The 25,256-nt window shown below is 41.1% G+C and carries 22 protein-coding genes and 2 tRNA genes; 11 read left to right on the forward strand and 13 right to left on the reverse strand.

The window, feature by feature from the left end:
* Nucleotides 1-16: 16 nt before the first annotated feature.
* The 7 genes from AC07YT_RS07715 to AC07YT_RS07745 form a co-directional block, all read right to left on the reverse strand.
* Complete coding sequence (locus AC07YT_RS07715) at nucleotides 17-1,708, reverse strand: patatin-like phospholipase family protein (RefSeq protein WP_086545504.1); 1,692 nt, start codon at nucleotides 1,706-1,708, stop codon at nucleotides 17-19.
* Nucleotides 1,709-1,710: 2 nt separating this feature from the next.
* The gene (locus AC07YT_RS07720) at nucleotides 1,711-4,101 is read right to left on the reverse strand and encodes a hypothetical protein (RefSeq protein ID WP_086545505.1); all 2,391 of its coding nucleotides are present in this window, start codon (nucleotides 4,099-4,101) and stop codon (nucleotides 1,711-1,713) included.
* Nucleotides 4,102-4,111: 10 nt separating this feature from the next.
* Nucleotides 4,112-5,539: a hypothetical protein gene (locus tag AC07YT_RS07725; RefSeq protein WP_086545506.1), complete on the reverse strand. Its 1,428-nt coding sequence runs from the start codon at nucleotides 5,537-5,539 to the stop codon at nucleotides 4,112-4,114.
* A gap of 44 nt (nucleotides 5,540-5,583) precedes the next feature.
* Nucleotides 5,584-6,399 (reverse strand): hypothetical protein, encoded by an 816-nt coding sequence (locus AC07YT_RS07730; protein ID WP_086545507.1) that lies wholly within the window; start codon nucleotides 6,397-6,399, stop codon nucleotides 5,584-5,586.
* A 558-nt stretch (nucleotides 6,400-6,957) separates the two neighbouring features.
* A tRNA-Leu gene (locus AC07YT_RS07735) sits at nucleotides 6,958-7,041 on the reverse strand.
* Nucleotides 7,042-7,110: 69 nt separating this feature from the next.
* Nucleotides 7,111-7,186 (reverse strand) — tRNA-Gly (locus AC07YT_RS07740).
* A 94-nt stretch (nucleotides 7,187-7,280) separates the two neighbouring features.
* Nucleotides 7,281-7,769: a regulatory protein RecX gene (locus tag AC07YT_RS07745; protein WP_086545508.1), complete on the reverse strand. Its 489-nt coding sequence runs from the start codon at nucleotides 7,767-7,769 to the stop codon at nucleotides 7,281-7,283.
* 61 nt (nucleotides 7,770-7,830) lie between these two features.
* Here AC07YT_RS07745 and AC07YT_RS07750 point away from each other — a divergent pair, with 61 nt between their 5' ends.
* The 3 genes from AC07YT_RS07750 to arsC all read left to right on the forward strand — a co-directional run bounded on the left by AC07YT_RS07750 (nucleotide 7,831) and on the right by arsC (nucleotide 11,360).
* Entirely contained in the window at nucleotides 7,831-10,290 is a 2,460-nt protein-coding gene (locus AC07YT_RS07750) for a bifunctional UDP-N-acetylmuramoyl-tripeptide:D-alanyl-D-alanine ligase/alanine racemase (RefSeq protein WP_086545509.1), read from the forward strand.
* 124 nt (nucleotides 10,291-10,414) lie between these two features.
* Nucleotides 10,415-11,005 (forward strand): DUF502 domain-containing protein, encoded by a 591-nt coding sequence (locus AC07YT_RS07755; RefSeq protein ID WP_086545510.1) that lies wholly within the window; start codon nucleotides 10,415-10,417, stop codon nucleotides 11,003-11,005.
* Nucleotides 11,006-11,015: 10 nt separating this feature from the next.
* The gene (arsC, locus tag AC07YT_RS07760) at nucleotides 11,016-11,360 is read left to right on the forward strand and encodes an arsenate reductase (glutaredoxin) (protein WP_086545511.1); all 345 of its coding nucleotides are present in this window, start codon (nucleotides 11,016-11,018) and stop codon (nucleotides 11,358-11,360) included.
* 229 nt (nucleotides 11,361-11,589) lie between these two features.
* Here arsC and AC07YT_RS07765 read toward each other — a convergent pair whose 3' ends face one another.
* The 4 genes from AC07YT_RS07765 to AC07YT_RS07780 all read right to left on the reverse strand — a co-directional run bounded on the left by AC07YT_RS07765 (nucleotide 11,590) and on the right by AC07YT_RS07780 (nucleotide 15,158).
* A complete protein-coding gene (locus AC07YT_RS07765) occupies nucleotides 11,590-12,084 on the reverse strand; it encodes a hypothetical protein (protein ID WP_086545512.1) in 495 nt (164 codons plus the stop codon).
* Nucleotides 12,085-12,108: 24 nt separating this feature from the next.
* Nucleotides 12,109-12,609, reverse strand: coding sequence for a hypothetical protein (locus AC07YT_RS07770; protein ID WP_086545513.1), 501 nt, complete (start codon nucleotides 12,607-12,609; stop codon nucleotides 12,109-12,111).
* A gap of 315 nt (nucleotides 12,610-12,924) precedes the next feature.
* A complete protein-coding gene (locus AC07YT_RS07775) occupies nucleotides 12,925-13,632 on the reverse strand; it encodes an LOG family protein (protein ID WP_086545514.1) in 708 nt (235 codons plus the stop codon).
* A 17-nt stretch (nucleotides 13,633-13,649) separates the two neighbouring features.
* Nucleotides 13,650-15,158, reverse strand: a complete 1,509-nt coding sequence (locus AC07YT_RS07780) for a sodium:solute symporter (RefSeq protein WP_086545515.1) — start codon at nucleotides 15,156-15,158, stop codon at nucleotides 13,650-13,652.
* Nucleotides 15,159-15,616: 458 nt separating this feature from the next.
* Here AC07YT_RS07780 and recR point away from each other — a divergent pair, with 458 nt between their 5' ends.
* The 4 genes from recR to AC07YT_RS07800 all read left to right on the forward strand — a co-directional run bounded on the left by recR (nucleotide 15,617) and on the right by AC07YT_RS07800 (nucleotide 19,327).
* On the forward strand, nucleotides 15,617-16,234 hold the full coding sequence (gene recR, locus AC07YT_RS07785; protein WP_086545516.1) for a recombination mediator RecR: 618 nt from the start codon (nucleotides 15,617-15,619) through the stop codon (nucleotides 16,232-16,234).
* Nucleotides 16,234-16,971 carry a PI-PLC domain-containing protein gene (locus AC07YT_RS07790; RefSeq protein ID WP_086545517.1) on the forward strand — a complete coding sequence of 246 codons (738 nt, stop codon included), beginning with the start codon at nucleotides 16,234-16,236 and terminating at the stop codon, nucleotides 16,969-16,971. Before recR ends, AC07YT_RS07790 begins: the two co-directional genes overlap by 1 nt.
* Before the next feature lie 40 nt (nucleotides 16,972-17,011).
* Nucleotides 17,012-17,830: an SDR family oxidoreductase gene (locus AC07YT_RS07795; RefSeq protein ID WP_086545518.1), complete on the forward strand. Its 819-nt coding sequence runs from the start codon at nucleotides 17,012-17,014 to the stop codon at nucleotides 17,828-17,830.
* Nucleotides 17,831-18,487: 657 nt separating this feature from the next.
* The gene (locus AC07YT_RS07800; RefSeq protein ID WP_086545520.1) at nucleotides 18,488-19,327 is read left to right on the forward strand and encodes an alpha/beta hydrolase; all 840 of its coding nucleotides are present in this window, start codon (nucleotides 18,488-18,490) and stop codon (nucleotides 19,325-19,327) included.
* A gap of 149 nt (nucleotides 19,328-19,476) precedes the next feature.
* Here the strand turns inward: AC07YT_RS07800 and AC07YT_RS07805 are convergent, their stop codons facing one another.
* Nucleotides 19,477-20,418 carry an ion channel gene (locus tag AC07YT_RS07805; protein WP_086545521.1) on the reverse strand — a complete coding sequence of 314 codons (942 nt, stop codon included), beginning with the start codon at nucleotides 20,416-20,418 and terminating at the stop codon, nucleotides 19,477-19,479.
* Between the two features lie 286 nt (nucleotides 20,419-20,704).
* On the opposite strand from AC07YT_RS07805, the gene trpD reads away from it, so the two are divergent.
* The 4 genes from trpD (at nucleotide 20,705) to trpA (ending at nucleotide 24,424) form a co-directional block, all read left to right on the forward strand.
* Nucleotides 20,705-21,694 carry an anthranilate phosphoribosyltransferase gene (gene trpD / locus AC07YT_RS07810; protein ID WP_086549270.1) on the forward strand — a complete coding sequence of 330 codons (990 nt, stop codon included), beginning with the start codon at nucleotides 20,705-20,707 and terminating at the stop codon, nucleotides 21,692-21,694.
* On the forward strand, nucleotides 21,688-22,317 hold the full coding sequence (locus AC07YT_RS07815) for a phosphoribosylanthranilate isomerase (RefSeq protein WP_494945257.1): 630 nt from the start codon (nucleotides 21,688-21,690) through the stop codon (nucleotides 22,315-22,317). The genes trpD and AC07YT_RS07815 overlap by 7 nt, the downstream gene beginning before the upstream one ends.
* Before the next feature lie 51 nt (nucleotides 22,318-22,368).
* The gene (trpB, locus tag AC07YT_RS07820) at nucleotides 22,369-23,550 is read left to right on the forward strand and encodes a tryptophan synthase subunit beta (protein ID WP_086545523.1); all 1,182 of its coding nucleotides are present in this window, start codon (nucleotides 22,369-22,371) and stop codon (nucleotides 23,548-23,550) included.
* A 106-nt stretch (nucleotides 23,551-23,656) separates the two neighbouring features.
* Nucleotides 23,657-24,424 carry a tryptophan synthase subunit alpha gene (trpA, locus tag AC07YT_RS07825; protein WP_086545524.1) on the forward strand — a complete coding sequence of 256 codons (768 nt, stop codon included), beginning with the start codon at nucleotides 23,657-23,659 and terminating at the stop codon, nucleotides 24,422-24,424.
* Nucleotides 24,425-24,810: 386 nt separating this feature from the next.
* Here the strand turns inward: trpA and AC07YT_RS07830 are convergent, their stop codons facing one another.
* Nucleotides 24,811-25,254, reverse strand: coding sequence for a GNAT family N-acetyltransferase (locus AC07YT_RS07830; RefSeq protein WP_086545525.1), 444 nt, complete (start codon nucleotides 25,252-25,254; stop codon nucleotides 24,811-24,813).
* Nucleotides 25,255-25,256: the final 2 nt, after the last annotated feature.

Here is a 25,256-nt window from a genome sequence, read left to right on the forward strand (position 1 = left end):
AGTCCCCAACATTTCTTTAGCGCTTTGCGACGGCCGGCTTTGCGGCCATCTCATCATACATAAAGTAGGGATCTTTCCTGAAACGATCAAAATCTGCTATGCACTGCGCATAGACTTCATCGATGAGTGTCTTATTGGTGGTATCCATTTCGGCATAGCCACTGCAACTATCCGTCATAATCTTTTCCAGGTAGATCTTCATGTTGAAGCACATGGTGAACTCACCCGATGCAATGAGCTTTCTCAAGGTCTGGTCAAGTACCTGCGTATCGGTGAACCAGAGGGATGTCCCGCATGTGGCAGCCTCCTCTGCTACTTTTTTAATGTTCTTGCCGATCAGGGTATCGTAATCTCCCTTTTGGCGTTTCTTGAAATCCGCTTCGGTCAGTTCTTTGATGCGGTTGTCTATCCGCTTAAACTTATAGCGCTCGTCCTCATAAAGGGTATTGTAGTTCAGCCTACGCACAATTTTGAGAAATACCTCGATCAGTAGGGTGATCAGGGAGTTTGCCCTGTCCATGATCAGTGGCTCGAGCCGGTGGAGCGAAAGCTGGTCAATATCGAGTGCCGAAAGCTTTTCCTGATAGAATTTTGGGATCAGGGCCAGAAGTTTTGCAGCTAACCATGATCTTCCCTTTTGGAACTGCCTTAAAAGATAGTTTTTGGAAATCATCAGCGTCATAGTAACTCCGCTCAGTCCTAAAAAAATGCCAGTGGCAATGTTGTGCTCATAGTGCCAGAAAAGCGGCAGGGACGGGAAGAGCAGTAGGCAGAGTGATAAGATAGTATTGATCCGCTGATCGATCCGCTGCGCCGTGGTCTTGAGTTGGCTATAGGTATATGCCTTGATGCCCTCCTTTGGCCCTGGAATAAATGGTTTGAATGCCTGCATGTCGGGAGAGGCAACATCTGAGATGATAATCAGGTCAAAATATGGATCTTTACTGTAAGAAAGGATGCTGTCGATTCCCTGGTTGTCAAAAATGCCACCATCCATTACCCCCATTGGTGGCTGCTGTTTTACAAGGTTGCTCGCTTTTAATGCGCTCAGGTTCGGGCTTTGGTCGTGGATAAAATCGTCTGGCCAGAGCATAGGCTCGAATCCGCCCGGGAAACAGGACGAAGCCGCGATGATGTCGGCCATGCTGACTTCATCCAGCTCCGGTCCGTAGATCCGGTTGTAAAAGTTTCCAGCATAAGAAGTTAGACTTAGGCTAATGTTCTTGAAGCGAAAGTTGATGGCATTGCTGAACTCGGTCGAGTTGAAAACGACCTGTTCGAGTTTGTCGGGAAGGATTTGAAGCTCCGCCATTACTGCATTCCCGGTAAAATGTTTCTTATACTGCTCGGCGAAGGCATTGATCAGGTTCTTCGTCTTTCCGGGGTTTTTCCAGACCGCGTCCGGATTGAGTTGTGTAATCCCGGTCCGCACCAGATCAAGGCTTTCCAGTTGTTGCAGCAGTAGCTCATAGATCTTTTCAAAACTTACTTTCTGTTTCCGCATGAGTACATATACTACCCCGGTTATCGTTCCTCCCGAAACCGTAGAGATCATCCGAAGATTCTGTAGAAGAGGATTTTTATCATAAATAAGCCGGTTAAGATAGGCCATTGTTCCCAGATGGAACGAAGCAGCACGGTAGCCTCCGCCCGAGAGGCTAAGGGCAATCTTGTCAAGTGGGTTGATTAGTTTTTGGTTGCTTTCCATGCTTATCTGCTTTTAAGAAAATTTAATAATGGGATGTCCAACACAAATGCGGCACTGATCCTGGAATAACGGGTATCTGCTTTTTCGGCAACTGTATCCGAGAGCTTGCGCAGGAGCGGTCCGGTCTGGTAACCGATATTGAATGAAATGGGAACCTTTGGAATCCCCAGTGAAATAAAAGCTCCAGGAGAAATGATATCGCCTAGCTTGATAGTTGGGATCTGCTCGGTCTCATCATCCTTAAACCTAAAGGCGACCGGCGCCCCAATATCAACGATGGATAAAAATAAGCTTGCCGACCAACCAGCCTTTTTATTAAAACCAAAGGACTTATTGATGGCAATTCCGATCGGAGCGGTCAATCCAGCAGTATTTAGTTTGTAGCTGTTGTCAAGACCATGGATTTTTTCTGACCCCACGTAAGGACCTACATACGCATTTAAGGAAATACTGAAACTGTTCTGTCTTTTCATCGAAGCACTGCCTACAGGGAGGGCGACTGCCTTGATCGCAGCGGAAATGTCTGACGAGCTGGAAGCGTTCACCACATTAGCCATGAAATTCCCGTATTTTTTGATAAAAGTTGCTGTTTTTGAAGATTCTTCATTGGCTTTTTCGCTGGCCTTTTCGGCTGCCTCTTTGGTTTTTTGGTCATCCAGGTTTGCTGTTTGGGGTTTGGTCACATAGATTTCACCATTCGGAGTCTGGAGCTCATTTGAGGATTTGTCCCGTTGACCAGTATACTGGGAATAAAGGTTGAAGATATCAACCACTGCAGAACCATAATTGTTGCGATTGAGGTTAAGCGCCAGGTTTGCTGCATTCTTGGTATAGGCCAGGTATTCGGGAATCTTTACAGCTAGGGGATTGGTGATGCCAAGTGCCGCCAGTTTCTCATTGTTTGAGAGTATTTCGATGATCTCGGTCGAGGAGAGGAAGATCCGGTGGTAAAGCTCGATCCGGGGCTGTTCGTTCTTTTTTTCCTTGAGCTCAGCCAGAGCACTTTCAATGGAACTGCACTTTTCACCGATCTGTTTGATGAGCGCGATCGCTTCTTGAACCTTTTCGGCCTGTGGTGCAAGTTTGTTCAATGCAGCGGTTAGCTTCTCCCCACCAAAGGAGATTTCGCTAACCTGTTCATAAAGTAGTCCAAGGTAAAGTCTGGCGACAAGAAAGTTGTTTTCGGAGCTAGCTAGCAGCTTTAATTTCTCTTTTGTCTCCCAATATTTTCCTTCATCGGGAGATCTTAGGGACTCGGAGATAATCTGGACAAGTTTGATGCTGGACTTAAGGTCGGTGTTGTTGATCTTATCGATGTAATCAGTGGGAAGATCACGGATGATGTCGGCCGGATGATTTCCTTCGGTGAGCTCCATGGCGATAAACAGGCCGATCAGCGCAGAATATTTGAGGTCGGGATGGTCAGTGAAATAAACACTGAACCTGCCTTCTTTAATAACCTTTGGCATCCTGTCAAGCAGCAATGAGAGATCCTCCTTAAAGCTTTCCCTCAAGGTCGAGATGTAGTTCTCGAACATATAGATGTCCCGATCGATCACATTTAAAGTTTCCATGGTGCGCGGAAAAAGGATCTGTGCATCCCGGTATTCGGGTTTGTTGATAAGTTCCTTAAACCGTCTGAAGAAGGCGATACTGAGTTCCTGCTTGCTCCGCTCGACCAGGAATTTGGCCATGCCGTCTGTTGCACTAGTAACGTCCCAGCCAAGAGCCTTGGCGCCGAATTGGGCGATGCCACCTGAGTTAATTCCTGCAGCAGTTTCTTTCATGCTCTTGGCATTAAGCTCTTCGAAGAATTTCTTCATAAAAGCATTGTCCCCATATAATTTCGCCAGCTCCTTGGGGTCTTTCTCATCGGTATGCTTAAGCTTGGCCAATAAAATATAAATCCCATTATCGCCCTTTTTGAATAGGTCAGATAATGTTAACGCATCCTGGAGTGCCGAGTTATAAACATTGGTATTTTTGTTCTGGGGCGGTTCTTCCCTATTGTCATTGTTTTTGATTCTGATAAATTTGCGCATATAATATATGCCGATGCCCTGACTCCCGCTCAGGCTGAGTTTTTGGTCATCTGCTAACATCGTTTCCAGCATCCGGGTGGTGTTGCTATAGCTGATTTTGAGAATATAGTCGGTGCCGCTTTTTTCGATCACGGGTTTTTGCTCAACACCCTGATCGCTTAAAATGGTGATGGGCGGTGCTTTGGAAGCCTTTTCACCCTGAAAGATGATTTTGATGCCCTGGGCGAACTTGGCTGCTACAGACTGGGTATCCTGGAGCTTGGTAACATTAATGTTCAGATCCTGTGCGCTGGACAGGTGGCTGCAGAGTAGGAGAAAAAGGAAAGCGAGGTAAAAATATTTTTTTTTCATGTTGTTTGGGTTATAATTGGATGACCGAATCTGCTTCTTTCAGGATTTCAACAAGAGGGAGGGCGTAGGTAAAATTGCTGTCTGCAGCGATTACCATCCCTATAGGGTGATCGTGTTCATCGTATACGCATGCACCGGAGTCGCCGGGAAAGCTTAGCGAGCTATAACTGGTGACCCCGTTTTTGGTACTTATGTCCGAGAGCAGCATGAGGTTGATTACCCCAAAATTCCCATCACTATATTTGATTTCAATGGGCATGGGTACATTTGCATTAATGATCGTTCCATTCTTGGGGATCCTTCCCTTTTGACGGATGACCCTGACCTTGGTGACCTTGATGTCTGCGCTGCTAACCGGTCTGGCATTTTTGGTGGGGTGGATGTAGGAAAAATTGTCGTTTGGAATGTTGATCAGCGCCGCATCCAGTTTACTGTTGCAGATCGCCCAAAAGAATTTTCCATTTTTGGTTTTATCTACAACACCGCTAATGGAGGGACTGATGTTGCCAAAATGATTCGTTGAGTTGCCCCCTTCCAGCACATGGCTACAGGTAAGCAGACCCAGTTTATCGTCCGAATTCCTTTTTACCTGGCAGCAGATGGTTCCATCAAGAGTTGAATTGCTTCCTAGGCCTACCGGGTCACCCTGTTGGCTCTGCACCGTAGGCGGATTTCCCTGAACAGGGACCAGGTTGACAGGAACCAAAATCACCTGCCCCTTTTCCAGCTTCACTTCTACTTTTGAGGGAAGGATCGGGCTGGTTCGGGTAATTACCCTAATATCGATACAGTCCACCAGCTTTCCTTTTTCCATCATCTTGCCGTGCATCGGAGGGGCCATGGTTCCTTTCGGGCTGAGCGCGGAAAGATTCTGGCTGATGGCATCCTGAATAATGGATCCATACCGCTTGGAGACATACTCATCAAACTGTTCGATGTCTTCCGCATTGAAGGTGTTCTCATCTGCAAGTTTCCGCTTGATGTTCTTCACCTGATAAAGCATATCCAAAAGATCGTGGAAGAACTTGGATCCAAAGGTGAGAAAGAATCCGGTCAAGCCAATGGAGGCCAACAGGCGGAAGTCGAGCAGAGTGCTGAAGGTCGGAAGTGGGTCCCAGAATATGACCATCCTTGGATCCGGTTGCTTAAGCATTTCGAACAGGTCGATATGAAAAATCCCTGCAATCAGGATTCCGATGATCAGGCTTAATGAAGTGACCTCGCGTTCGATCTTTTTTTTCTGTTCGGGGCCCCGGTCATTTGATTTCCTGTTGACGTTCCGCCAGATCCGAGTAGCAAAAGTTTTGTATAGCAAGTTTCCCGGCCTGATGAAAGGCGAGTATTTGCGTATGAGCTGGGTGACCTTTTCCACGATCACGCTCAGGAGGAAGAGAATGATCGCAATCGAGATCAGGCAGTCCAGAATATTATTTTCCATTTTGTTTAGGTTTGGTTAAAGAAAATTTAACTGCTTTTTTTTTGCTAATCCAATAAGGAATATCCTCCGCGGGGCTTAGATCCGTTGATAAGCGTTCCCCAAAAGCTTGCATGTCTTTTCCTCAGCTGATCGATTTCCAATGCGGTGGGGAAACGGTTTCCGGATTCATCATAATATCCCTTACTATAGTATACCGCGTGGGCAGTATTCCATATCAATAGGTTAGCATGAGTGCTTAAAGTTTGGTAAGAAGGGTTTTCATCCAAAGGAAGGACTTTTAAGCCCAGAAGTTTATAGATTTCTTCGGTCCTATAGCCGCCATTGATATCTGCTAAAGCCTCACTATAGCTGCCAGTGGCTGGCTCCGTCAGTCCCTGATAACGCTTCACGAGTACTGCGAAGCAGAGCTGGGCATAGTTGAAGATTTCCTTGAGTTCCTTTTGTGCCGTGTCACCGGGAAGGAACGCGCTGGCAGCGCTGGCCATTTCCAGTTCAGCTAGCGTTAGGCTTAGCAGGGTGCCGTCCCTGAGGATGACCGCTATCCCGTTCTCCCTCAGATGCTGCTGAAAAACTTTTCCGGTACCATAGGTGCCGATGGCAGCTTTGATAATTGCTACCGAGGCGCAATTTCCAGCTTTTTTTTCCTGGGTTTTTACAATGCCCTGCTTGAATGCGGAGAATAGGGGGCTTGATGATTGTGCAATGGCACCGCTGTTTATCAACAGCAGGATAATCAGAACATAGGTTGTTCTTTTTTTATTTCGGGTCCCTGCGTTTTGCTGCGCACAGGAGTTCCAAAAGATCGTTTCCCTCCAACTGCATGGAAAGAAAACGCGCTCTTTTTTGAGTGCATTGTTCATAATGGTGGATGAATAGTTTAGTTTTTCGAAATGTTCCGAATGTTGGTTTGGTTAACTAAATCTATAGAAATTTAGCAGACATACCAATACTTACTATTGGGTATTTTGATGTTATATCGCTGATTCTTAGTAGGATGTTCAGTTGATTCGGGTTTGTGTATTCGCCTTTTGGTCCGGTTTGTATTTGCCTGCTGACATTTTCGTTGGTTTTTGTTTGGGTATTGTTCCGGGCACAGATTGGAATTGAAACAACAGGGCTGATGAAGGGCTTTCAAACGGCAGATAAATCCAATTTCAGCGCCCTATAAAATCAGGATTGCCTGCAGGACGGAATCACCCGGTTACAATACTTATTTATCGGTATAATCAAGCTGGACTTGGATGGAACTTTTGTTCAAGGATAGGAAAATCCTGAATGGCAACTTCGGCAATAAATGGATCAAGGCCAAAAGCTATTTGTTTTTACCTTCCTCCACAACTTCTGGTATTGATCCTAAATAATCCTATAAACAAAAAAACCTTTCATTTCTAAAAGGTTTTCGTTCGATTTTTTTTGTGTACTCGGGGCGGGAATCGAACCCGCACGCCTTTGAAAGCACAGGATTTTAAGTCCTGCGTGTCTACCAGTTCCACCACCCGAGCATTAGCCGCTACCGATCTCCATCGGCTTGGTTAACTTTAAAATAAATGCCTTCTGGTAGGAAGGCATTTTGGAGCGAAAGACGAGATTCGAACTCGCGACCCCGACCTTGGCAAGGTCGTGCTCTACCAACTGAGCTACTTTCGCATGAACAAAACTGATGTTGTTGTTTCGTTTTGGTGATGCAAATATAGGCAGATTTATATTTCTGTCAAGAGATTTCTTGTTAAAAATTTAATATTTAATTTAAATTGCTGGCTTTCAGTACAAGTAAAATTAAATCAGTTTCAAAACCTTTTGCCTGAAGGTAGCTCATCAGCTTGTTTTTTCTTTTAAACGGATCATTTTCATTCAAACTTGCTGCTTTTTTTGAAGCTAATTTTTCGATGGTCTGTAAATAATCATCATCATCGATGCTGTAAATTGCCTTTTGCAAAATTTTATCGGGCACACCCTTTAATTTCAAACCCTGTTTAATTTTTACACGCCCCCAATGTTTGATGTTAAATTTGCCCGAAGCATAACTTTTAGCAAACCTTTCTTCATTCAAAAAATTATTCAAAATCAGTTCGCTTAAAATCTCTTCCAATTCATCTCCACGCATTCCCCATTCTACCAGTTTATACCGTACTTCCTTTTGCGAACGCTCCTGGTAAACACAAAAATGCTCCGCTTTTACCAGCGCTTGTTTTTTATCTAATAATACTGCCTCTTGTTTACCGCTTTTCATAATTATTTACTGAAATTCGTAAAAATAATAGCGATTACCGTATTTTTCTGAAATATAAAGCATGCAAAATCCAATATACACCATTGCCAAAATAGCCGAAATTTTAAATGCCGATGCCAAATTAGTTGATGAACAGGTGATTATTCAATATCTGGTGATCGATAGCCGTTCGGTTTTGGTGTCTGAAAATTCTGTGTTTTTTGCCCTTTCTCAGCACCGTGACGGACATGAATTTATTAAAGATGCCTACACAAAGGAAATCAGAAATTTTGTCATTACCGAAGCGAAATACATTAACGAATATCCCGACTGCAATTTTTTACTGGTAGACGATGCTTTGGCGGCGCTTCAAAAGCTTGCAATTGAACACCGGAATCAATTTGACCTAAAAACAATTGGTATCACGGGGAGTAATGGAAAAACGATTGTTAAAGAATGGTTATATCAACTTTTAGCAACCGACTTTAATATCGTTAAAAGTCCGAAAAGTTATAATTCACAGATAGGCGTTCCGCTTTCAGTATGGCAGATCGAGTCCGATCATACCCTAGGCATTTTTGAAGCTGGTATTTCTGCGGTTAACGAAATGCAACGTTTAGCTGAAATTATCCACCCTGAAATCGGAATACTAACCAATATTGGTGAAGCACATGCCGAAGGATTCAGCTCCAAAAAGGAAAAACTAACCGAGAAGCTGAAACTTTTTGCAGCATCTGAACTGTTTATTTATTCGCCCGAATATGTAACCGAAATCAGTGCAAAAGAACTTCCTGGTAAAAAACAATTCAGCTGGAGCAGTAAACAAGCGGCAGATCTTCAGATTATTGCGGTTGAACCCATTGAAGGAAACTGTTATTTACGGGCCATTTATCAAGACAGAGAAATTGAATGCATTTTGCCTTTTAAAGATAAAGCTTCGATAGAAAATGGAATGATCTGCTGGGCAACCTTACTGGCATTGGATTATACGCCGGAGCAAGCCGATTTACGTTTGGAAAAACTGAGCCATGTGAGCATGCGTTTGGAACTGAAAAATGGTATCAATCAATGTTCTATTATTGACGATTCTTACAGCGCCGATATTTCTTCCTTAGCCATTGCCCTCGATTTTTTAAATCAGCAGAATCAGCATGCAAAGAAAACCGTTATCCTTTCCGAACTATTTGAAACGGGGAGAGATGACCTGGATTTATATACAGAAATAGCCGAATTGCTTTTGCAGAAGAAAGTAAACCGACTGATTGGAATTGGGACTCATATTTCGAAGTATGCTGATCTTTTTAAATTTGAGACGCAGTTTTTCGACGATACGAATGCTTTTATTGATGCTTTCCCTGGTTTACAGTTTAACCACGAAACCATATTGGTAAAAGGGGCCAGGCGCTACGAGTTTGGCCGGATCAGTAAACTCCTTACCCAGAAAATACACGATACGGTTTTAGAAATCGATCTGAATGCCATGGTGAGTAATCTGCAATTTTACCGTTCTAAAATCAAACCAGGCGTTAAAATGATGGCCATGGTTAAGGCCTTTTCGTATGGTAGCGGAAGTTTCGAAATTGCCAATTTATTGCAGTTTCATAAGGTAGATTATCTGGCAGTAGCTTATGCCGATGAAGGTATTGCCTTGCGTAAAGCGGGCATTACGTTGCCCATTATGGTGATGAGTCCTGAGGAATCTGCTTTCGAAGCCATCATTAAACATAAACTCGAGCCCGAAATTTATAGTATCGAAATCCTGAATAGTTTTTTAAATGCACTGTCTGATTATGATTTCGATTATCCGATCCACATTAAAATAGATAGTGGAATGCATCGTTTGGGCTTTGATCAGCCTGAAATTGATACCTTGTCTAATCTGCTTAAAGATTCAGCGAAGGTCAAAGTTCAAAGTGTTTTTTCTCACCTGGTGGCAAGTGATGCTGCAGAACATGATGGATTTACACAACAACAGATTGAAAGGTTTAAAATCATCGCGGATCAGCTGCTTGAAGCTTTAAGTTATAAACCGCTGCTTCATATCTCCAATACTTCAGGCATTTCGCGTTGGCCCGAAGGGCAAATGGATATGGTACGCCTGGGGATAGGTTTGTATGGTTTTGATTCTGCTTTGGCTAATAACCGGGGTTTACAGACCGTAATGACACTTAAGACTACGGTTACCCAGGTGAAGACGCTGGCTCCGGGCGAAACTGTGGGTTATAGCAGGAAGGGTGTAATGCCAAATGGAGGGAAAATAGCGACGGTAAAAATAGGCTATGCAGACGGATACACCCGATATTTTGGCAACGGAGTGGGTAAAATGCTTATCAATGGCCATCTGGTGCCCACCATTGGCTCGATCTGCATGGATATGACCATGTTGGATATTACAGGTATTGATGTTAAACCTGGTGATGAAGCTATTGTTTTCAATAAAGCGCACACCATTATGCAGCTGGCGAGAGATATCGGTACCATTCCATATGAAATTTTAACCAATATCTCGCAAAGGGTTAAAAGGGTTTATTTCTATGAGTAAGAAAAGTGCTAAATTGTTTAATTGATATATTGTTGGGCTCAAAGCTAAAAGATTGGTAATAATCTAGCCATTAAACAATATAACAATCCTAACCATTTAGCCATATTTTTCCTAAGTTTGCACCATGAATAAAGTCGGGAAAGCTATTTTAAACTATTTGATTAAAGGTTTATTAATTGTTGTACCCATTGCCGTGAGTATTTTTATTGTGGTTTGGGCGGTTACAACTGTTGATAGCTGGTTAAATGTAAACAATATTTTAGGCGTAAATCCAAATACAGGCGAAAGCCGGAATATCCCTGGTTTAGGTTTATTGACGGTTTTAACGATCATTTTACTTGCTGGTATCTTTGTAACCAATTTGGTAACCGAACCCATGTACAATTGGTTTCAGCGGATTATGCAGCGGCTACCCTTACTTAATTTTATCTATTCATCTATAAAAGATTTAACAGAGGCTTTTGTTGGCGATGAGAAGAAATTTAACCACCCGGTGCTGGTAGAAGTGGAGGGAGGCTTAAAAAAAATCGGATTTTTAACGCAAAACGATCTCCATAAACTCAATCTGCCGGATGAAGTTGCCGTATATTTTCCACTTTCTTATTCTTTTGCAGGTCAGCTTTGCATTGTAAGAAGAGATAAGGTAACCGATTTGCATATGACAGCAGCAGATGCCATGAAACTGGTGGTAAGTGGCGGCGTAAGCGGACTTTAAACATTTCTAAATGATCACGATATACCATAATAACCGATGCACCAAAAGCCGTTGTGCTTTGGCCGAATTAGAAAACAGTGGAAAGGCTTTTGAGGTGATTTATTATTTGGAAACCCCACCCGGTAAAAGTGAACTGGAAGAAATTATTCGTAAACTGGGCATAAAACCACTGGAACTGATCCGTAAAGGGGAAAAGGTTTTTACTGAAAATTATAAAGGAAAAACTTTAACCGATGAAGAATGGATTGATGTTATGGTCGCGCATCCTATTTTAATTGAACGACCAATTATTATCTCAGGAGAGCAGGCGGTTATCGCCAGACCAACGGAAAAGATAAAAGAGATTTTGGATTAACCTAAGAAGTCGCTCTCGAGGTACGTCACCCTGAATTTATTTCAGGGTCTATATTGCAAGGTAGATGCTGAAATAAATTCAGCATGACGATTGCGTTTGGAAATGGACGAAAAATGACACTAGTCCTTGCGTCTCGCTACGACATAAAATAATGCTGTAATGTTGTTTAGTGTTTTCTAATGTCTTAGCGAGACGCTAAGACTAAATTAGACGCTAAGACTAGATTAGTCTAAAAAATATTCTTAAAGCTAAACAGAATGAACATAAAAATAATAAAACCAACCAAAAGCCTCGAATAATATTCCCTGATAAAAAGCCCGCATAAAATAAGCATATCATCATCTACATTGGTATGTACCAAACCATTTCCGGTTGAAGCATTAAACAGGATCTGTTTATCCTGATGGTTATTTAACGACCAGCGACTTAACCAACTGTTTTGAAAGCTCCAGTCAAAAGTATCGCCGGAGGCAAATAAAATTTTTGCTTTAAAACGAAGCCAATCGTAGGTAATTATAGCTAAAACCTCATTCTGGTTGTTCAGTAATTTAGTTTCAGGTTTAGAGAACCCTTCACTTTTTAATAAGTAAATACCGGTTTGAGTAGTGGCTATTGCCGAATTTTTCCACGAACTAAAATTTAACGCAAATTTTAATTGTGCATTGTTATATACCTGATAATTGCTATCAAATAAACCTTTTCTCCAATTTAATACCTGTTCCATCTCACAAAAGGATTTAATAAGTTACTAATCACGAAGTGTTGATATCGTAATGATCGGCATGAAGCATGCAATAAGGACAATTGCCTGTTTGTTATAAATCTGCTTAATAAATAAGCCTGCTATCATTAATAATTCATTGTCGGTATCAGATGATAATGCACCGCTGCTGCTGCTGGCGCTATACATAATGTGCTCATCTTTGTAATTGCTTACCGTCCACTTCGAACGCCATAAATTTGTCGATTTCCATTCGTACTGCTCACCTGACTTTAAGCTGATTACCGCTTTTGATTTCCAGGTGTCGTAAGTAATCATGGCTACCGTTTCATTTGTTTTTCTGTCGATTACCTGCGTGCGCGATTGCCAAAAGCCCTCGTTCGAAAAGAAGTAGTTTTTATCTTCGAACATGCTTTCTGCATCGCTTTTCCATGTTGCAAAAGTGATTACGCCTTTCTGTACACCATCTGCAAAGAGTTGAAAGTTTCCACTAAGCCAATTGTTTTTCCAGCTGATAAATTTCGACATCTTAGATACGTTTTACTTTAGATGGCAGTTTTCGTGAGTTGTTACAAATAAAAAAAGTGCTTATTGTTGATAAGCACTTTTTTAGTTGGCAGTTTACAATTTGCAGTTTACAATTTGCAATTTTCAGTAACCGATTAAACAGTTTACAATTTGCAGTTTTCAGTTAACCGATTAAGCAGTTTACAATTTGCAATCTTCAGTTAACCGATTAAGCAGTTTACAATTTGCAGTTTTCAGTTAACCGATTTAAACAATTAAGCAGTTAACCCTACTAATAAACCAATGACTAATGAACCAATGAACTAATGAACCAGTCTAAAAATTCGGTTTAAGTACATATTTATCATAGAAACGGAAAATATGTTCTGCGGCTTCTTCAGCGGTATCTACCAATCTGAAAAGATTCAAATCTTCTTCGTGGATGTTATGTTCTTTTTGAAGCATAGTACCTTTAATCCAGTCAATTAATCCGCCCCAATAATCGATACCAACCAATACAATCGGGAAACGGGCGATTTTACCTGTTTGGATCAGGGTTAAGGCTTCAAATAGCTCATCCATGGTACCAAATCCACCTGGTAAAACCACAAAACCCTGACTATATTTCATGAACATTACCTTGCGCACAAAGAAATAATCAAACTCCAGTAATTTATTATGATCGATATATTTATTGTGGAACTGCTCAAATGGTAACTCAATGTTTAAACCTACCGATTTGCCGCCATTGGTGTGTGCACCCTTATTACCCGCCTCCATAATACCCGGACCACCGCCTGTAATTACACCATAACCTCTGTCGGTTAATAATTTGCCACACTGCTCTGCTAACTGATAATACCGGTGTGTTTGGGCTGTACGCGCCGAACCGTAAATGGTAACACATGGACCAATTTTAGCTAGTTTTTCAAAGCCGTCTACAAATTCGGCCATGATTTTAAAAATTTGCCAGGAATCTGTTACTTTAATTTCCTGCCAGTCTTTGTTTTCGAAAGCACTTCTAATTTTTTCTTCACTCGTCATATAAGTAATGCTAAATATTAAAATTTGGTTTGCGCATCAGTCTTTTTGCTAATGACCAACAAGCCTATAAATGTGATTAAACCGTTAATCAAAATCAGTTCAACACTAAAAACGTAACCGCCAAGTAAAGTGGTCGAGTACGTGGCAAGCAAGTAACATAAAAAAGGTGATAATAAGCAAACTATTGGGACTAATTTATCGTGAAGACCACGTTTTTTGACAAATAATCCAAAACTGTATAAACCTAAAAGCGGCCCGTAGGTGTAAGAGGCGATGGTAAAAATCAAGCTGACTACCGATGAACTGTTTAATGCATTGATCACGATGATCACTAGGAACATCAAAATAGAAAAGGCCACGTGAACGGTATGGCGTTTTTTTACAGCATCTTTAGCATTTACATTTTCTGCTTTGGCCATGCCTAAAAAGTCGACACAGAACGATGTGGTTAAAGCGGTAAGGGCAGAGTCGGTGGTGGCAAATGTTGCTGCAGTTAAGCCCAGCATAAAGATAATTGCAGGTACCGCGCCCAGGTTATTTAAGGCGATTTCGGGGAATAATAAATCTGTTCTCGGTTTTCCGCTAATATGATCTAATGGAATATCGATGCCATTTTTCGCGGCGAAAATGTATAACAAGGCACCCACGCTTAAAAAGAAAACATTCAAAATCACGAATACGCCTGTAAAAGTGAACATGTTTTTCTGTGCCTCTTTAATGGTGCCCATACTCAGGTTTTTCTGCATCAAATCCTGATCTAAACCTGTCATGGCAATGGTAACGAAAATACCACCGATAAACTGTTTACTGAAATAGAACTTATTCGTCAGGAAATCGTTTAAAAAGAATATTTTCGAATAACTGCTGCTTTTTATCGTTTCGAATGCCTGAGGAATATTGAAATCAAGGCTGCTGCAAATAAAATAAATGGTCAGGAAAACCGAAAGCACCAGGAAAAAAGTCTGCAGGGTATCGGTAATGATAATGGTTTTTAATCCGCCTTTAAAGGTGTACGACCAGATCAGGGCCAGCGAAATTAAAACGGTTAACCAAAACGGAACGCCATAATTATCGAATATAAAACGCTGTAAAACAATCACAACGAGGTATAATCTTGTTGCCGATCCCAGGGTGCGGCTCAATAAAAATATGGATGCTGCTGTTTTGTAGCTATAATGGCCTAATCTCTTTTCGATATAGCTATAAATGGATGTTAGGTTCATCCGGTAGTACAATGGAAGCAAAACTGTGGCAATGATGATAAAACCAACAGCATTGCCCAGAACAAACTGAAAATATTGAAACTGGTTTCCGCTTGGTGCGCCAACCTCTCCGGGTACCGAAATAAAAGTCACACCCGAAAGTGCCGTTCCGATCATGCCAAAGGCCACTAAATACCATTTAGAATTTCGGTTAGCGACAAAAAAAGTGGAATTATCGGAAGATTTTTTTGAGGTTACGAATGAAATAATAATCAGCAGTAAAAAATAACCGATCAGGAAACATAAGAGGATGGTTGGAGACATAGTTTTGTGTTAAGGTGATAAATGTAAAGAAAACTATCAAATCAAGCAATATTCTTGAGTCCGAAGTCGGAAGTCCGGAGTCCGGAGTAAAATGACCAATGAACCAGTATCCGGTTTTCAGTTGGCAATTGTCAGTTACCAATGAACGACTGAACAAGTATCCAGTTGGCAATTTTCAGTTACCAATGAACCAATGGCAATTGAACTAATGAACTAATGAAGGAGTATTCAGTTTGCAATTGTCAGTTACCAATGAACTAATGACAATTGAACCAATGAACTACTGAATAAGTATACAGTTGGCAATTGTCAGTTACCAATGAACTATGACGAATGAACTAATGAACGAATGAAGGAGTATCCAGTTGGCAATTGTCAGTTACCAATGAACTAATAACGAATGAACTAATGAACCAATAACTATTGAACCAATGAACCATTTTACCTATTTTTGTAATATGAATTTTTCATCCAAGCTGCTCGAAGATGCGGTAAACGAATTCTCAAAACTTCCTGGTGTAGGGCAGAAAACAGCTTTACGTTTGGTATTACATCTTTTAAACAAAGAGCAGGAGGAGGTAAACCAGTTTGGCAATACTTTTATAAAACTTAAGCAGCAGATTAAACATTGCAGCACCTGTCATAACATTTCCGATTATGTGGTATGTGAAATCTGTACTTCACCAAAACGTGATAAAGAAACCATTTGTGTAGTAGAAGATACGCGAGATGTAATGGCGATTGAAAATACCGGTCAATATTTCGGCGTTTACCATGTTTTGGGGGGCTTAATTTCTCCAATGGATGGTGTTGGGCCTTCCGATCTGTTTATTGATGGATTAGTAAGCAGAATGACAGCAGGAGGGATTAAAGAAGTGATTTTAGCCCTTAGTCCGAATATGGAAGGCGATACCACATTGTTTTACCTGTACAAAAGATTAAAAGAATTTAATGTTCCGGTAACGACTATTGCACGGGGTATTGCTTTTGGTGGCGAGTTGGAATATACCGATGAAATTACGCTCGGCCGTTCGATTGTAACCCGTGTGCCTTATGAAACTGCAATGATGAAATAATGGTAAAACACTTTTTATTATTATCTGTAATTATTTTTGCGGCTTGGTTTGATCAAACACCTGTCAGGATTCATTCCCATAACGATTATACCCACAAAAAACCTTTTTACGAAGCGATTCAAAACAAGGCTTTTTCCATAGAGGCCGATGTTTTTGTCGTTGGCGATTCGTTAATGGTGGCGCATAGTAAAAAAGAAATTAAAGCTGGCCATACATTAGAACAATTATATTTAAAGCATATTAAATCCTTATCAGCTGAAAAGGAATATTATACTTTCCAATTGATGATCGATGTAAAAGGTGACTGGGATTCGACATATCGTTTGTTACGGAAAAATCTGAAAAAATACCAGAAATACTTTGGCCGACAAGGGCGAAATACCATTGTGGTGATTAGTGGCAATCGACCTGCTACAAATACATTTCACAAATATTCCCACTTATTTTTTGATGGCTTGCCACATGTTAGCTACGGCCTGGAAGACCTGAAGAAAATAGCGATGATCAGCGATAATTTTGCGACTTATTCTAAATGGAAAGGTGTTGGTGAGATTTCAGAAGCCGATAGAACTAAATTGGCAGCACTGATTAACAATGCGCATCAATTGGGTAAACCCTTTCGTTTCTGGGGCGCTCCAGACAATCAGGCTTGCTGGAAGTTATTACATGAATTAGGTGCAGATATCATCAATACGGACAAAGTTACCGAAGCAACAAACTATTTTAAAACGAACTAATAAGCGGGATCAATCTTGATGCTCGCTATAGGATACTATAATGAATTTAAAAGAAAAAGTAATCATCATTACTGGCGCATCGAGCGGAATCGGAAAAGCTTGTGCCGAAGAATTTGCAAAACGTGGCGCTAATTTGGTTTTGGCTGCCCGCCAATATGTAACGCTTTGCGAAATTACCGCCGATCTGGAGAAAAAATATAATATCAGGGCTGTGGCTGTCCAGGCTGATGTAAGCAAAGAAACCGATTGCGAACTCATTATCAAACAGGCTTTGGTTTCGTTTCAAAAGATTGATGTGCTGGTTAATAATGCTGGATTATCGATGCGTGCACTGTTTAACGATTTAGATTTATCAGTGCTTAAAAACCTGATGGATGTGAACTTTTGGGGAACGGTTTACTGCACCAAATATGCTTTGCCTGAGATTTTGAAAACCAAAGGTACTGTAGTTGGTGTATCATCAATTGCAGGTTTCCGTGGTTTGCCGGGCAGAACGGGTTATTCGGCCTCTAAATTTGCAATGAATGGTTTTATGGAATCTTTGCGGACTGAATTACTTAAAACAGGTGTAAATGTACTTTTGGCCTGTCCGGGTTTTACGGCTTCGAATATCCGTGTAACGGCCTTATCAAAAGATGGTGCTGCACATGGCGAAACCAGCATGGATGAAGGTAAAATGATGACATCGGAAGAAGTGGCCAGCATTATTGCCGATGGTATTGAAAAACGTAAACGTACCTTAATCATGACCGGACAAGGAAAATTGGCGGTATGGATGAATAAACTGTTTCCAGCCTTTGTAGATAAAAAGGTTTTTGATCTGTTTGCGAAAGAGAAAAATCCGTTGATAAAAGGGTAGGAGGTTGAGGGGTATAAAGGCGGAAGGTTTAGGGTGTAGGGGTAAATGGGGTTAGCGTGTAGCGGTTAGGGTTTAGGGTGGAAGGTTAAATAGGAGATTCAAACTGGCTAATTGTCAGTCGGAGCGGAGTCGAAGACCCTTAACAACCATCATTCAACTAGATAGCCCCTAATCCAGATGTGAAATCCAACCGTGTGGACAAATATATTTAAGAATAATCTAGGCATTTTGCTAAGCAACTTTAATAAAGCACACATTTTACAGAAGGACGCTGTCAATCCCAAGTGGCCGAAGAATCGAAAAAACAGTTGCAGAAGAGCACAAATGGCACTGCCAAACCTAAAACGTAGTGGTTTTGTGAAAATAATCTTCAAACTTTCACTTAGCAGAAACGAGCAAAACAAAGTGCCGCTGTTTTTTTGATGAGTGTGGGTGGTGAGGTGCCACATTGCTGGATTGACAAAGCGCTTTGGGTACTTTGGCGCCCCAAAGTACCATGCCCCCGCGGCATAGAGCGGGAAAATCAAAATTTGTACCGAATCTTCGGGCAGCATGACGATCGTTTTAGGAATTTGTACTAAAAAACTGATGCAGCTTATGAAAATCCACATCTACAACAATTTCGTTTATTCACTGTTGAAATGATAAACCTTTTTTATGTATAAACCCCTTGTTCTATTGATGCTCTTGTTTCAAACGATACTTTCTGTTGCGCAGGTTAAAAAAGTAAAAAATATCAATTATGCGGGCAATGCTGATGAGGCCAATACGCTGAATATTTTTTATAAAAACGATAGCATCAAAAATAAACCTGTTCTGGTTTTTATTCATGGCGGCTCATGGAGTAGTGGGAAGAAAGAGACTTATTGGTGGTTGGGGAGGAATTTCGCGCGGAAAGGTGTAGTTACCGTCATTATCAATTACCCATTGGCGCCAAATGTTCAATATGAAAAAATGGGCGATGACTGCGCTTTGGCTGTAAAATGGGTTAAAACGCATATTGCGGATTATACAGCAAATGCAGACAAAATTTTTATAATGGGGCATTCGGCGGGGGCACATCTGGCCGAGTTAATCAATGCTGATCCTAGATATTTTAACAAAGCTGGAATTAAAAATCCGATTAAAGGTGTAATCCTGAACGATCCTTTTGGGCTCGATATGAACGAATATTTAACCACCGCCGAAAAAGACCATTTTTATTTCGATTTCATCAGAACCTTTACCGATCAGCCTGCGGTGTGGAAAGTAGCTTCGCCATTAGATTATGTGAAGAATATTAAAAACCCGCATTTACTTTTTTATGGAAGCAAAACTTATGGTGCCATTAAATTGCAGACACCAAGGTTATACGAAAAGCTTAAAGCTAACCATGTTCCTGTCGAAATAAAGGAGATTAAAGGTAAAAGCCATGTGCCGATGATTAGCCAGATGATTTTTGGTGGAAATCAGTTGTATGAGGATATTTTGGATTTTATCCAAAAGACATCATCCTAAAAGTTGTCAACTTTTTTCAATAAAAGTATCGTCATCTCGACTGGAGCACAGTCCCGAATTTTCGGGAGAGAGATCCATCTAAATAGATTTCTCGACTGCGTTGCACTCCGCTCGAAATGACGGTATCGCGAGGCAAATAATAAAAATCTTTACACCGTCCGCGTAACCTTATCCAGCTTACTGTAATCCATGACCATTTTACCCGCCTCGTTATGGTAATACATTTTCTCAAACTTAGCGTCCATTTCGATTTCCTCATCCTGATAACTGGTTCTGGTATGAATGTGTTGCGAAAAAGTATCATCAAAAGCCTTAAGCATTACAAAAATTTCTACCTCTGCATGTTGCAACTCCGTTAACGATTTTTCGTAAAACGGACTGTCTTCTGTAATGGGATGTACCAATGTCCAGTTTAAAGACAGGATGCCGATTTTATCACGCTCCAGTGCCAAAGGATAAAATCTTCTCACCTGTTTGCCATCAACCGTTTCGTTGTACGACATTACCATCTGTACCTCTACCTCGATGAGCTGATTCCGTCTTAAATTAACCAAACGGCACATCAGGCCGTGACCTTTCTCATAAGGCGCAATCACCATTTTTTTACTAAAACTTACCTTAGATGTAGGTCGGCTGAAACGGCCGTACAATAAACCTGTTGCTAAAGCAAAAGCCAGCAGGCCCAGCATACTTTCGAATGCCGCCAAAATACTCGTGATAAAACCCTGTGGCGAAATGTGACCATAACCTACCGTAGAAATGGTTTGGGCAGAAAAGAAAAATGCATCAAAAAACTGATCGCGGAGTGTTAAACCTTTAGCACCTTCCAGGTTTTCGATTCCAACCACATTATATAATACTGCGAATATGGTATTCACAATGAGGTAGGCGACAAGAATAACAAAGAAAAAACGCGGCCAGCTCATGGTAACCAGTCGGGTGTAGGTATCATCGAACTTAAACCAGGGCAGGCCGGTACGCTCGATATTTGCAGAACCATCGGGGTTAAGCATGCGCTGGTTTTTGGTAACGGGATTGGATCCGAAACCGAAATCATCATTAAACTGTACTTTTCTTTTAAAGAAAGCCATATATTTTTAGAAAGATTTTGGAATATTAAAAAACTATGTCAATATTTGCTTTATACAAACATGATAATTAAAAACTTAAATAACAATTGGTGGTGGCATAACGAAATTCGTTAGGCAAATTCTATTGTTATATATTTTAAAATATTTTAAACACAACGAAGAGGATTGCCCAAAAAGCAATCCTTTTTTTATGCAATTTTTTTGAAGTCGTCATGCTGATTTAGTTTAGCATCTATTTAAAAGATTCTGAATCAAGTTCAGAATGACGGAAATGAGTATACAAAACATGAAAAAAATATTAAACCATTTATTCGAGAACAAAAGTTTTAGCAGGGAAGAAGCAAAGAACATTTTAATCTCCATTTCTGAAGGGGCATTTAATTCTTCACAAATTGCTGCTTTTATTACGGCTTATGCCATGCGTAATATTACGGTACAGGAGTTACAGGGTTTTCGGGATGCGATGCTTGATATGTGCGTTAAGGTAAACTTATCGGGTTACGATTTGATTGATCTTTGTGGTACCGGAGGTGATGGTAAAGACACTTTCAATATTTCCACCCTGTCTTCATTTGTGGTGGCAGGTGCTGGTCATCATGTAGCCAAACACGGTAATTATGGCGTTTCTTCGGGCTGTGGCTCTTCTAACGTAATGGAATATTTAGGTTATACGTTCACCAATAATGAGGATACATTAAAGCGTAATTTAGATGCTGCAGGGATCTGTTTTTTACATGCACCACTGTTTAATCCGGCGATGAAAATTGTGGCACCAATTCGTAAGGAACTGGGCGTAAAAACATTTTTCAATATGCTAGGGCCAATGGTTAACCCCGGACAGCCAAAATACCAGATGGTAGGTGTATTCAGCTTGGAACTAGCACGCTTATACGCCTATTTATATCAGGATACGGATAAAAGTTATACCATTGTACATGCTCTGGAGGGTTACGATGAAGTTTCGCTAACCTGCGATGTGAAAACCTTTTCGAATAAGGGGGAGCAGATTTTAACTCTTCAGGATATGGGCTTTGATAAGGTGGAGGTGAATGCGATTAAAGGTGGCGATACCGTAGAGTCATCAGCCAAAATATTTATGGATGTTTTAAATGGTAAAGCTACAGATGTACAGAACAATGTGGTGTTGTGTAATTCAGCATTGGCCATTAAAACCATAAAACCACAACAATCTTTTGCCGATTGTTTTTATGAAGCGGAAGAATCGTTAATGAGCAAAAAAGCACTTAACAGTTTCAAACAACTATTGGCATGTTAAAGTTAAAAGTTTGTGGAATGCGTTTAGCCGCCAATATTGCGGCGGTTGCAGAATTGCAGCCAGATTACCTGGGTTTTATCTTTTATGAAAAATCGCCCAGACTGATCAGTGATGTTTCTGCTGAATTAATCAAATACATTCCATCTGAGATTAAAACCGTAGGTGTTTTTGTAAATGAAGACTTAGAAAAAGTAAAGGATAAAGTAAACACATTGAAGCTAAAAGCTGTTCAGTTACATGGCAGCGAATCGCCTGAATACTGTGCAGCATTAAAAACCGCCTTTGGCTCGTTACAAGTAATCAAAGCCTTTGGAATAGATGAGGATTTCGATTTTTCTGAGCTGGAAACTTATTTAGGTGTGGTGGATTATTTCCTGTTTGATACCAAAACCAAAGCACATGGTGGATCGGGAAAAACATTCGATTGGTCTGTTTTAGACCGATATACTTATACCAAACCTTACTTTTTAAGTGGCGGAATTGATTTAGAACATGCCCCGGCCATAAAAAACATAAACGACGAACGTTTATATGCGTTGGATATCAATAGCAGATTTGAAATTGAACCAGGCTTAAAAGATGCAGAGAAGATTAAAGAATTTATAAAAGAAATGAATAAATAAGTTGTTATTCATAACCCCTGGTTTCAACCAAGGGAAGGAAAAGAAAAAAACATGAAATACAAAGTAAACGAAAAAGGATATTATGGAGATTTTGGTGGCGCGTACATCCCCGAAATGCTTTATCCAAACGTAGAAGAATTGCGTCAAAACTATTTAAAGATTATTGATGATGCCGATTTTCAAAAGGAATTTCATCAATTATTGAAAGATTATGTTGGCCGTCCTTCGCCTTTATATCTGGCCAAAAGGTATTCGGAAAGATATGGTGCCAATATTTTCTTAAAAAGAGAAGATTTAAACCATACCGGTGCACATAAGATCAACAATACCATCGGCCAGATTTTACTGGCAGAGAAGCTGGGCAAAAAAAGAATTATCGCCGAAACAGGCGCTGGTCAGCATGGTGTAGCCACGGCAACGGTATGTGCGCTGCGTAACCTGGAGTGTGTGATTTACATGGGTGAAGTCGATATCGAGCGCCAGGCACCGAACGTGGCCCGTATGAAAATGCTGGGCGCCAAGGTGGTTCCCGCAAGTTCAGGGAGTAAAACCTTAAAAGATGCCACTAATGAGGCGATGCGCGATTGGATCAACAATCCGGTAGATACGCATTACATTATCGGTTCGGTGGTTGGCCCGCATCCTTACCCTGATATGGTAGCGATTTTCCAATCGATTATCTCGGAAGAAACCAAAAAACAACTATTGGAGCAAACCGGAAGCGATCAGCCTGATTATGTTTTGGCTTGCGTAGGTGGTGGCAGTAACGCCATGGGTATGTTTTACCATTTTATGGATGATGAAAATGTGAAACTCATTGCGGTTGAAGCTGCGGGAAAAGGGGTATCGAGTGGGTTTTCTGCAGCAACTACTTATCTGGGTAAAGAAGGTGTGCTCCATGGCAGCAGAAGTATTTTAATGCAAACGGAAGACGGGCAGGTGGTGGAACCGCATTCGGTTTCTGCCGGATTGGATTACCCGGGGATTGGTCCACAGCATGCACATTTGTTTAAAACCGGTCGCGGACAATATGTTTCCATCACCGATGAAGAAAGTTTAGATGCAGGTTTGCTTTGCACCCAATTGGAAGGGATTATCCCGGCGATTGAAAGTGCACACGCCCTGGCTTACTTAGAAAAAATGGAATTTAAAGGTGGCGAAAACGTAGTGGTTTGCCTTTCAGGTCGTGGCGACAAGGATCTGGATACTTATATTAAATATTTTAACTTATAGATATGAGATAATAGATGTGAGACATGAGACGATGGACTTTCTGATAAGCACTTAATCTCCCATCTCACATCTCCCATCTCACGTCTCACATTTCAAGGCTAAAAACATGAACCGAATTAAACAACTCTTCCAGGAGAAGAAAAATATATTATCAATTTATTATACCGCTGGTTATCCAAATACTGGCGATACGCTGCAAATTGCAGAGGCATTGGAGCAATCGGGTGCCGATATGCTCGAGATAGGGTTCCCTTACTCAGATCCAGTTGCCGATGGACCGGTAATTCAGGCGAGTAGCAAACAGTCATTAGATCAGGGAATGACGCTTCAGCTGCTTTTCGAACAGTTGAAAGACTTACGCAAAAAGGTTACTATTCCTGTTTTGTTAATGGGTTATGTGAACCCTGTTTTGCAGTTTGGCGTAGAAAAGTTCTGTGAAGCCTGTGCCGAAGTAGGCGTAGATGGTTGTATTGTTCCCGATCTGCCGATGGTAGAATACGAGGAGTTTTATAAAGATTGCTTCGAAAAACATAACCTGAGCAATGTGTTTTTAATCACCCCTCAAACAGCTGAAGAACGGATCCATAAAATTGACGGCTTAACCAATGGATTTATCTATTTGTTATCATCATCGGCTACTACGGGTAAAAACCTCGAAGTAGGCAATACCACTGAAGCCTATTTCAGCAGGATTAAAAACCTGAACCTGAAGAATCCAACCATGATTGGTTTCGGGATCAGCGATAAACAAACTTTTGATAAGGCCTGCTCGTATGCGAATGGCGCTATTATCGGTACAGCTTTCGTTAAAGCCATCGCTGATGGGAATTTAGCAGAAAGTGTGAGCAATTTCATGAAAAAGTTTAAGGATTAGTGTTTTACCACAAAGACAAAAAGGCACATTCAGTCGGTTCGTCATTTCGACCGTAGCGGAGAAATCTAACTAGATAGATCTCTCCGCTTCACTGCGTTCCGGTCGAGATGACGGTCAATCTATCGGGTCGTCGCCTTGAACTTATTTTACTGTGTAGCTTTCCGCTTCGCTCAAGGTCTTAGTGGTTAAAACTTTTATTATAGTTTTTCACCACATAAGAAATGTAAGAACATATTAGGTATAGCACTTATATGCGACTTATATACCTTATATGGTTTAGTCTTTTGACGGCTATTATTTAGGCAGATAACTTTGTATCTGGTAATTAATAAACTAATAAAACATCTCCGTGTTAATCTGTGCCTCCGTGGCAATAAAACTCACTATTAAGCGCTTCGTTTCACCCAATCCGCATAAGTCATTTCAAATTTCACTTCACCTTTGTTGACCAATCCAACGTTTTTCCAGCCTTGCCGGGTATAAAATTCTTCCGCGCGGGTATTGGGCGAGGTACCCAACCAAACCGTTTCCTGAGTTTGATTAAAATACCAGTCCATCATCAATCGGTGCAGCTCTTTACCAATGCCTTTACCTTCAAATTCGGGACGAAGAAATAAAGCCCAGATGTTATGTTCTTTCAGGTCAACAATGGAAAAACCGACCAGTTCTCCATCCACTTCGCAAACCCATCCTTTGCCGCGCTGCGTCATAAATTCTTCGCAATCTTTGTCAGTCACCAGCGCCGGATCAGACAAAGTGTTCTCTTTTACCGCATGCCTGACAATTTGTATCGCTGGTATGTCAGTTAGGCGTGCTTCACGGAATATCATTG

This window comes from Pedobacter sp. GW460-11-11-14-TSB4 (genome assembly GCF_059423705.1).

Coding starts and splice junctions, on each gene's coding strand:
- AC07YT_RS07790 (WP_086545517.1), top strand. CDS start 16,234: ATGGTAAAACACTTTTTATTATTATCTGTAATTATTTTTGCGGCTTGG.
- AC07YT_RS07805 (WP_086545521.1), bottom strand. CDS start 20,418: ATGGCTTTCTTTAAAAGAAAAGTACAGTTTAATGATGATTTCGGTTTC.
- AC07YT_RS07775 (WP_086545514.1), bottom strand. CDS start 13,632: ATGACGAGTGAAGAAAAAATTAGAAGTGCTTTCGAAAACAAAGACTGG.
- recR (WP_086545516.1), top strand. CDS start 15,617: ATGAATTTTTCATCCAAGCTGCTCGAAGATGCGGTAAACGAATTCTCA.
- AC07YT_RS07715 (WP_086545504.1), bottom strand. CDS start 1,708: ATGGAAAGCAACCAAAAACTAATCAACCCACTTGACAAGATTGCCCTT.
- trpD (WP_086549270.1), top strand. CDS start 20,705: ATGAAAAAAATATTAAACCATTTATTCGAGAACAAAAGTTTTAGCAGG.
- AC07YT_RS07770 (WP_086545513.1), bottom strand. CDS start 12,609: ATGTCGAAATTTATCAGCTGGAAAAACAATTGGCTTAGTGGAAACTTT.
- AC07YT_RS07830 (WP_086545525.1), bottom strand. CDS start 25,254: ATGATATTCCGTGAAGCACGCCTAACTGACATACCAGCGATACAAATT.
- AC07YT_RS07795 (WP_086545518.1), top strand. CDS start 17,012: ATGAATTTAAAAGAAAAAGTAATCATCATTACTGGCGCATCGAGCGGA.
- trpB (WP_086545523.1), top strand. CDS start 22,369: ATGAAATACAAAGTAAACGAAAAAGGATATTATGGAGATTTTGGTGGC.
- arsC (WP_086545511.1), top strand. CDS start 11,016: ATGATCACGATATACCATAATAACCGATGCACCAAAAGCCGTTGTGCT.
- trpA (WP_086545524.1), top strand. CDS start 23,657: ATGAACCGAATTAAACAACTCTTCCAGGAGAAGAAAAATATATTATCA.
- AC07YT_RS07730 (WP_086545507.1), bottom strand. CDS start 6,399: ATGAACAATGCACTCAAAAAAGAGCGCGTTTTCTTTCCATGCAGTTGG.
- AC07YT_RS07745 (WP_086545508.1), bottom strand. CDS start 7,769: ATGAAAAGCGGTAAACAAGAGGCAGTATTATTAGATAAAAAACAAGCG.
- AC07YT_RS07720 (WP_086545505.1), bottom strand. CDS start 4,101: ATGAAAAAAAAATATTTTTACCTCGCTTTCCTTTTTCTCCTACTCTGC.
- AC07YT_RS07755 (WP_086545510.1), top strand. CDS start 10,415: ATGAATAAAGTCGGGAAAGCTATTTTAAACTATTTGATTAAAGGTTTA.
- AC07YT_RS07750 (WP_086545509.1), top strand. CDS start 7,831: ATGCAAAATCCAATATACACCATTGCCAAAATAGCCGAAATTTTAAAT.
- AC07YT_RS07725 (WP_086545506.1), bottom strand. CDS start 5,539: ATGGAAAATAATATTCTGGACTGCCTGATCTCGATTGCGATCATTCTC.
- AC07YT_RS07815 (WP_494945257.1), top strand. CDS start 21,688: ATGTTAAAGTTAAAAGTTTGTGGAATGCGTTTAGCCGCCAATATTGCG.
- AC07YT_RS07765 (WP_086545512.1), bottom strand. CDS start 12,084: ATGGAACAGGTATTAAATTGGAGAAAAGGTTTATTTGATAGCAATTAT.
- AC07YT_RS07800 (WP_086545520.1), top strand. CDS start 18,488: ATGTATAAACCCCTTGTTCTATTGATGCTCTTGTTTCAAACGATACTT.
- AC07YT_RS07780 (WP_086545515.1), bottom strand. CDS start 15,158: ATGTCTCCAACCATCCTCTTATGTTTCCTGATCGGTTATTTTTTACTG.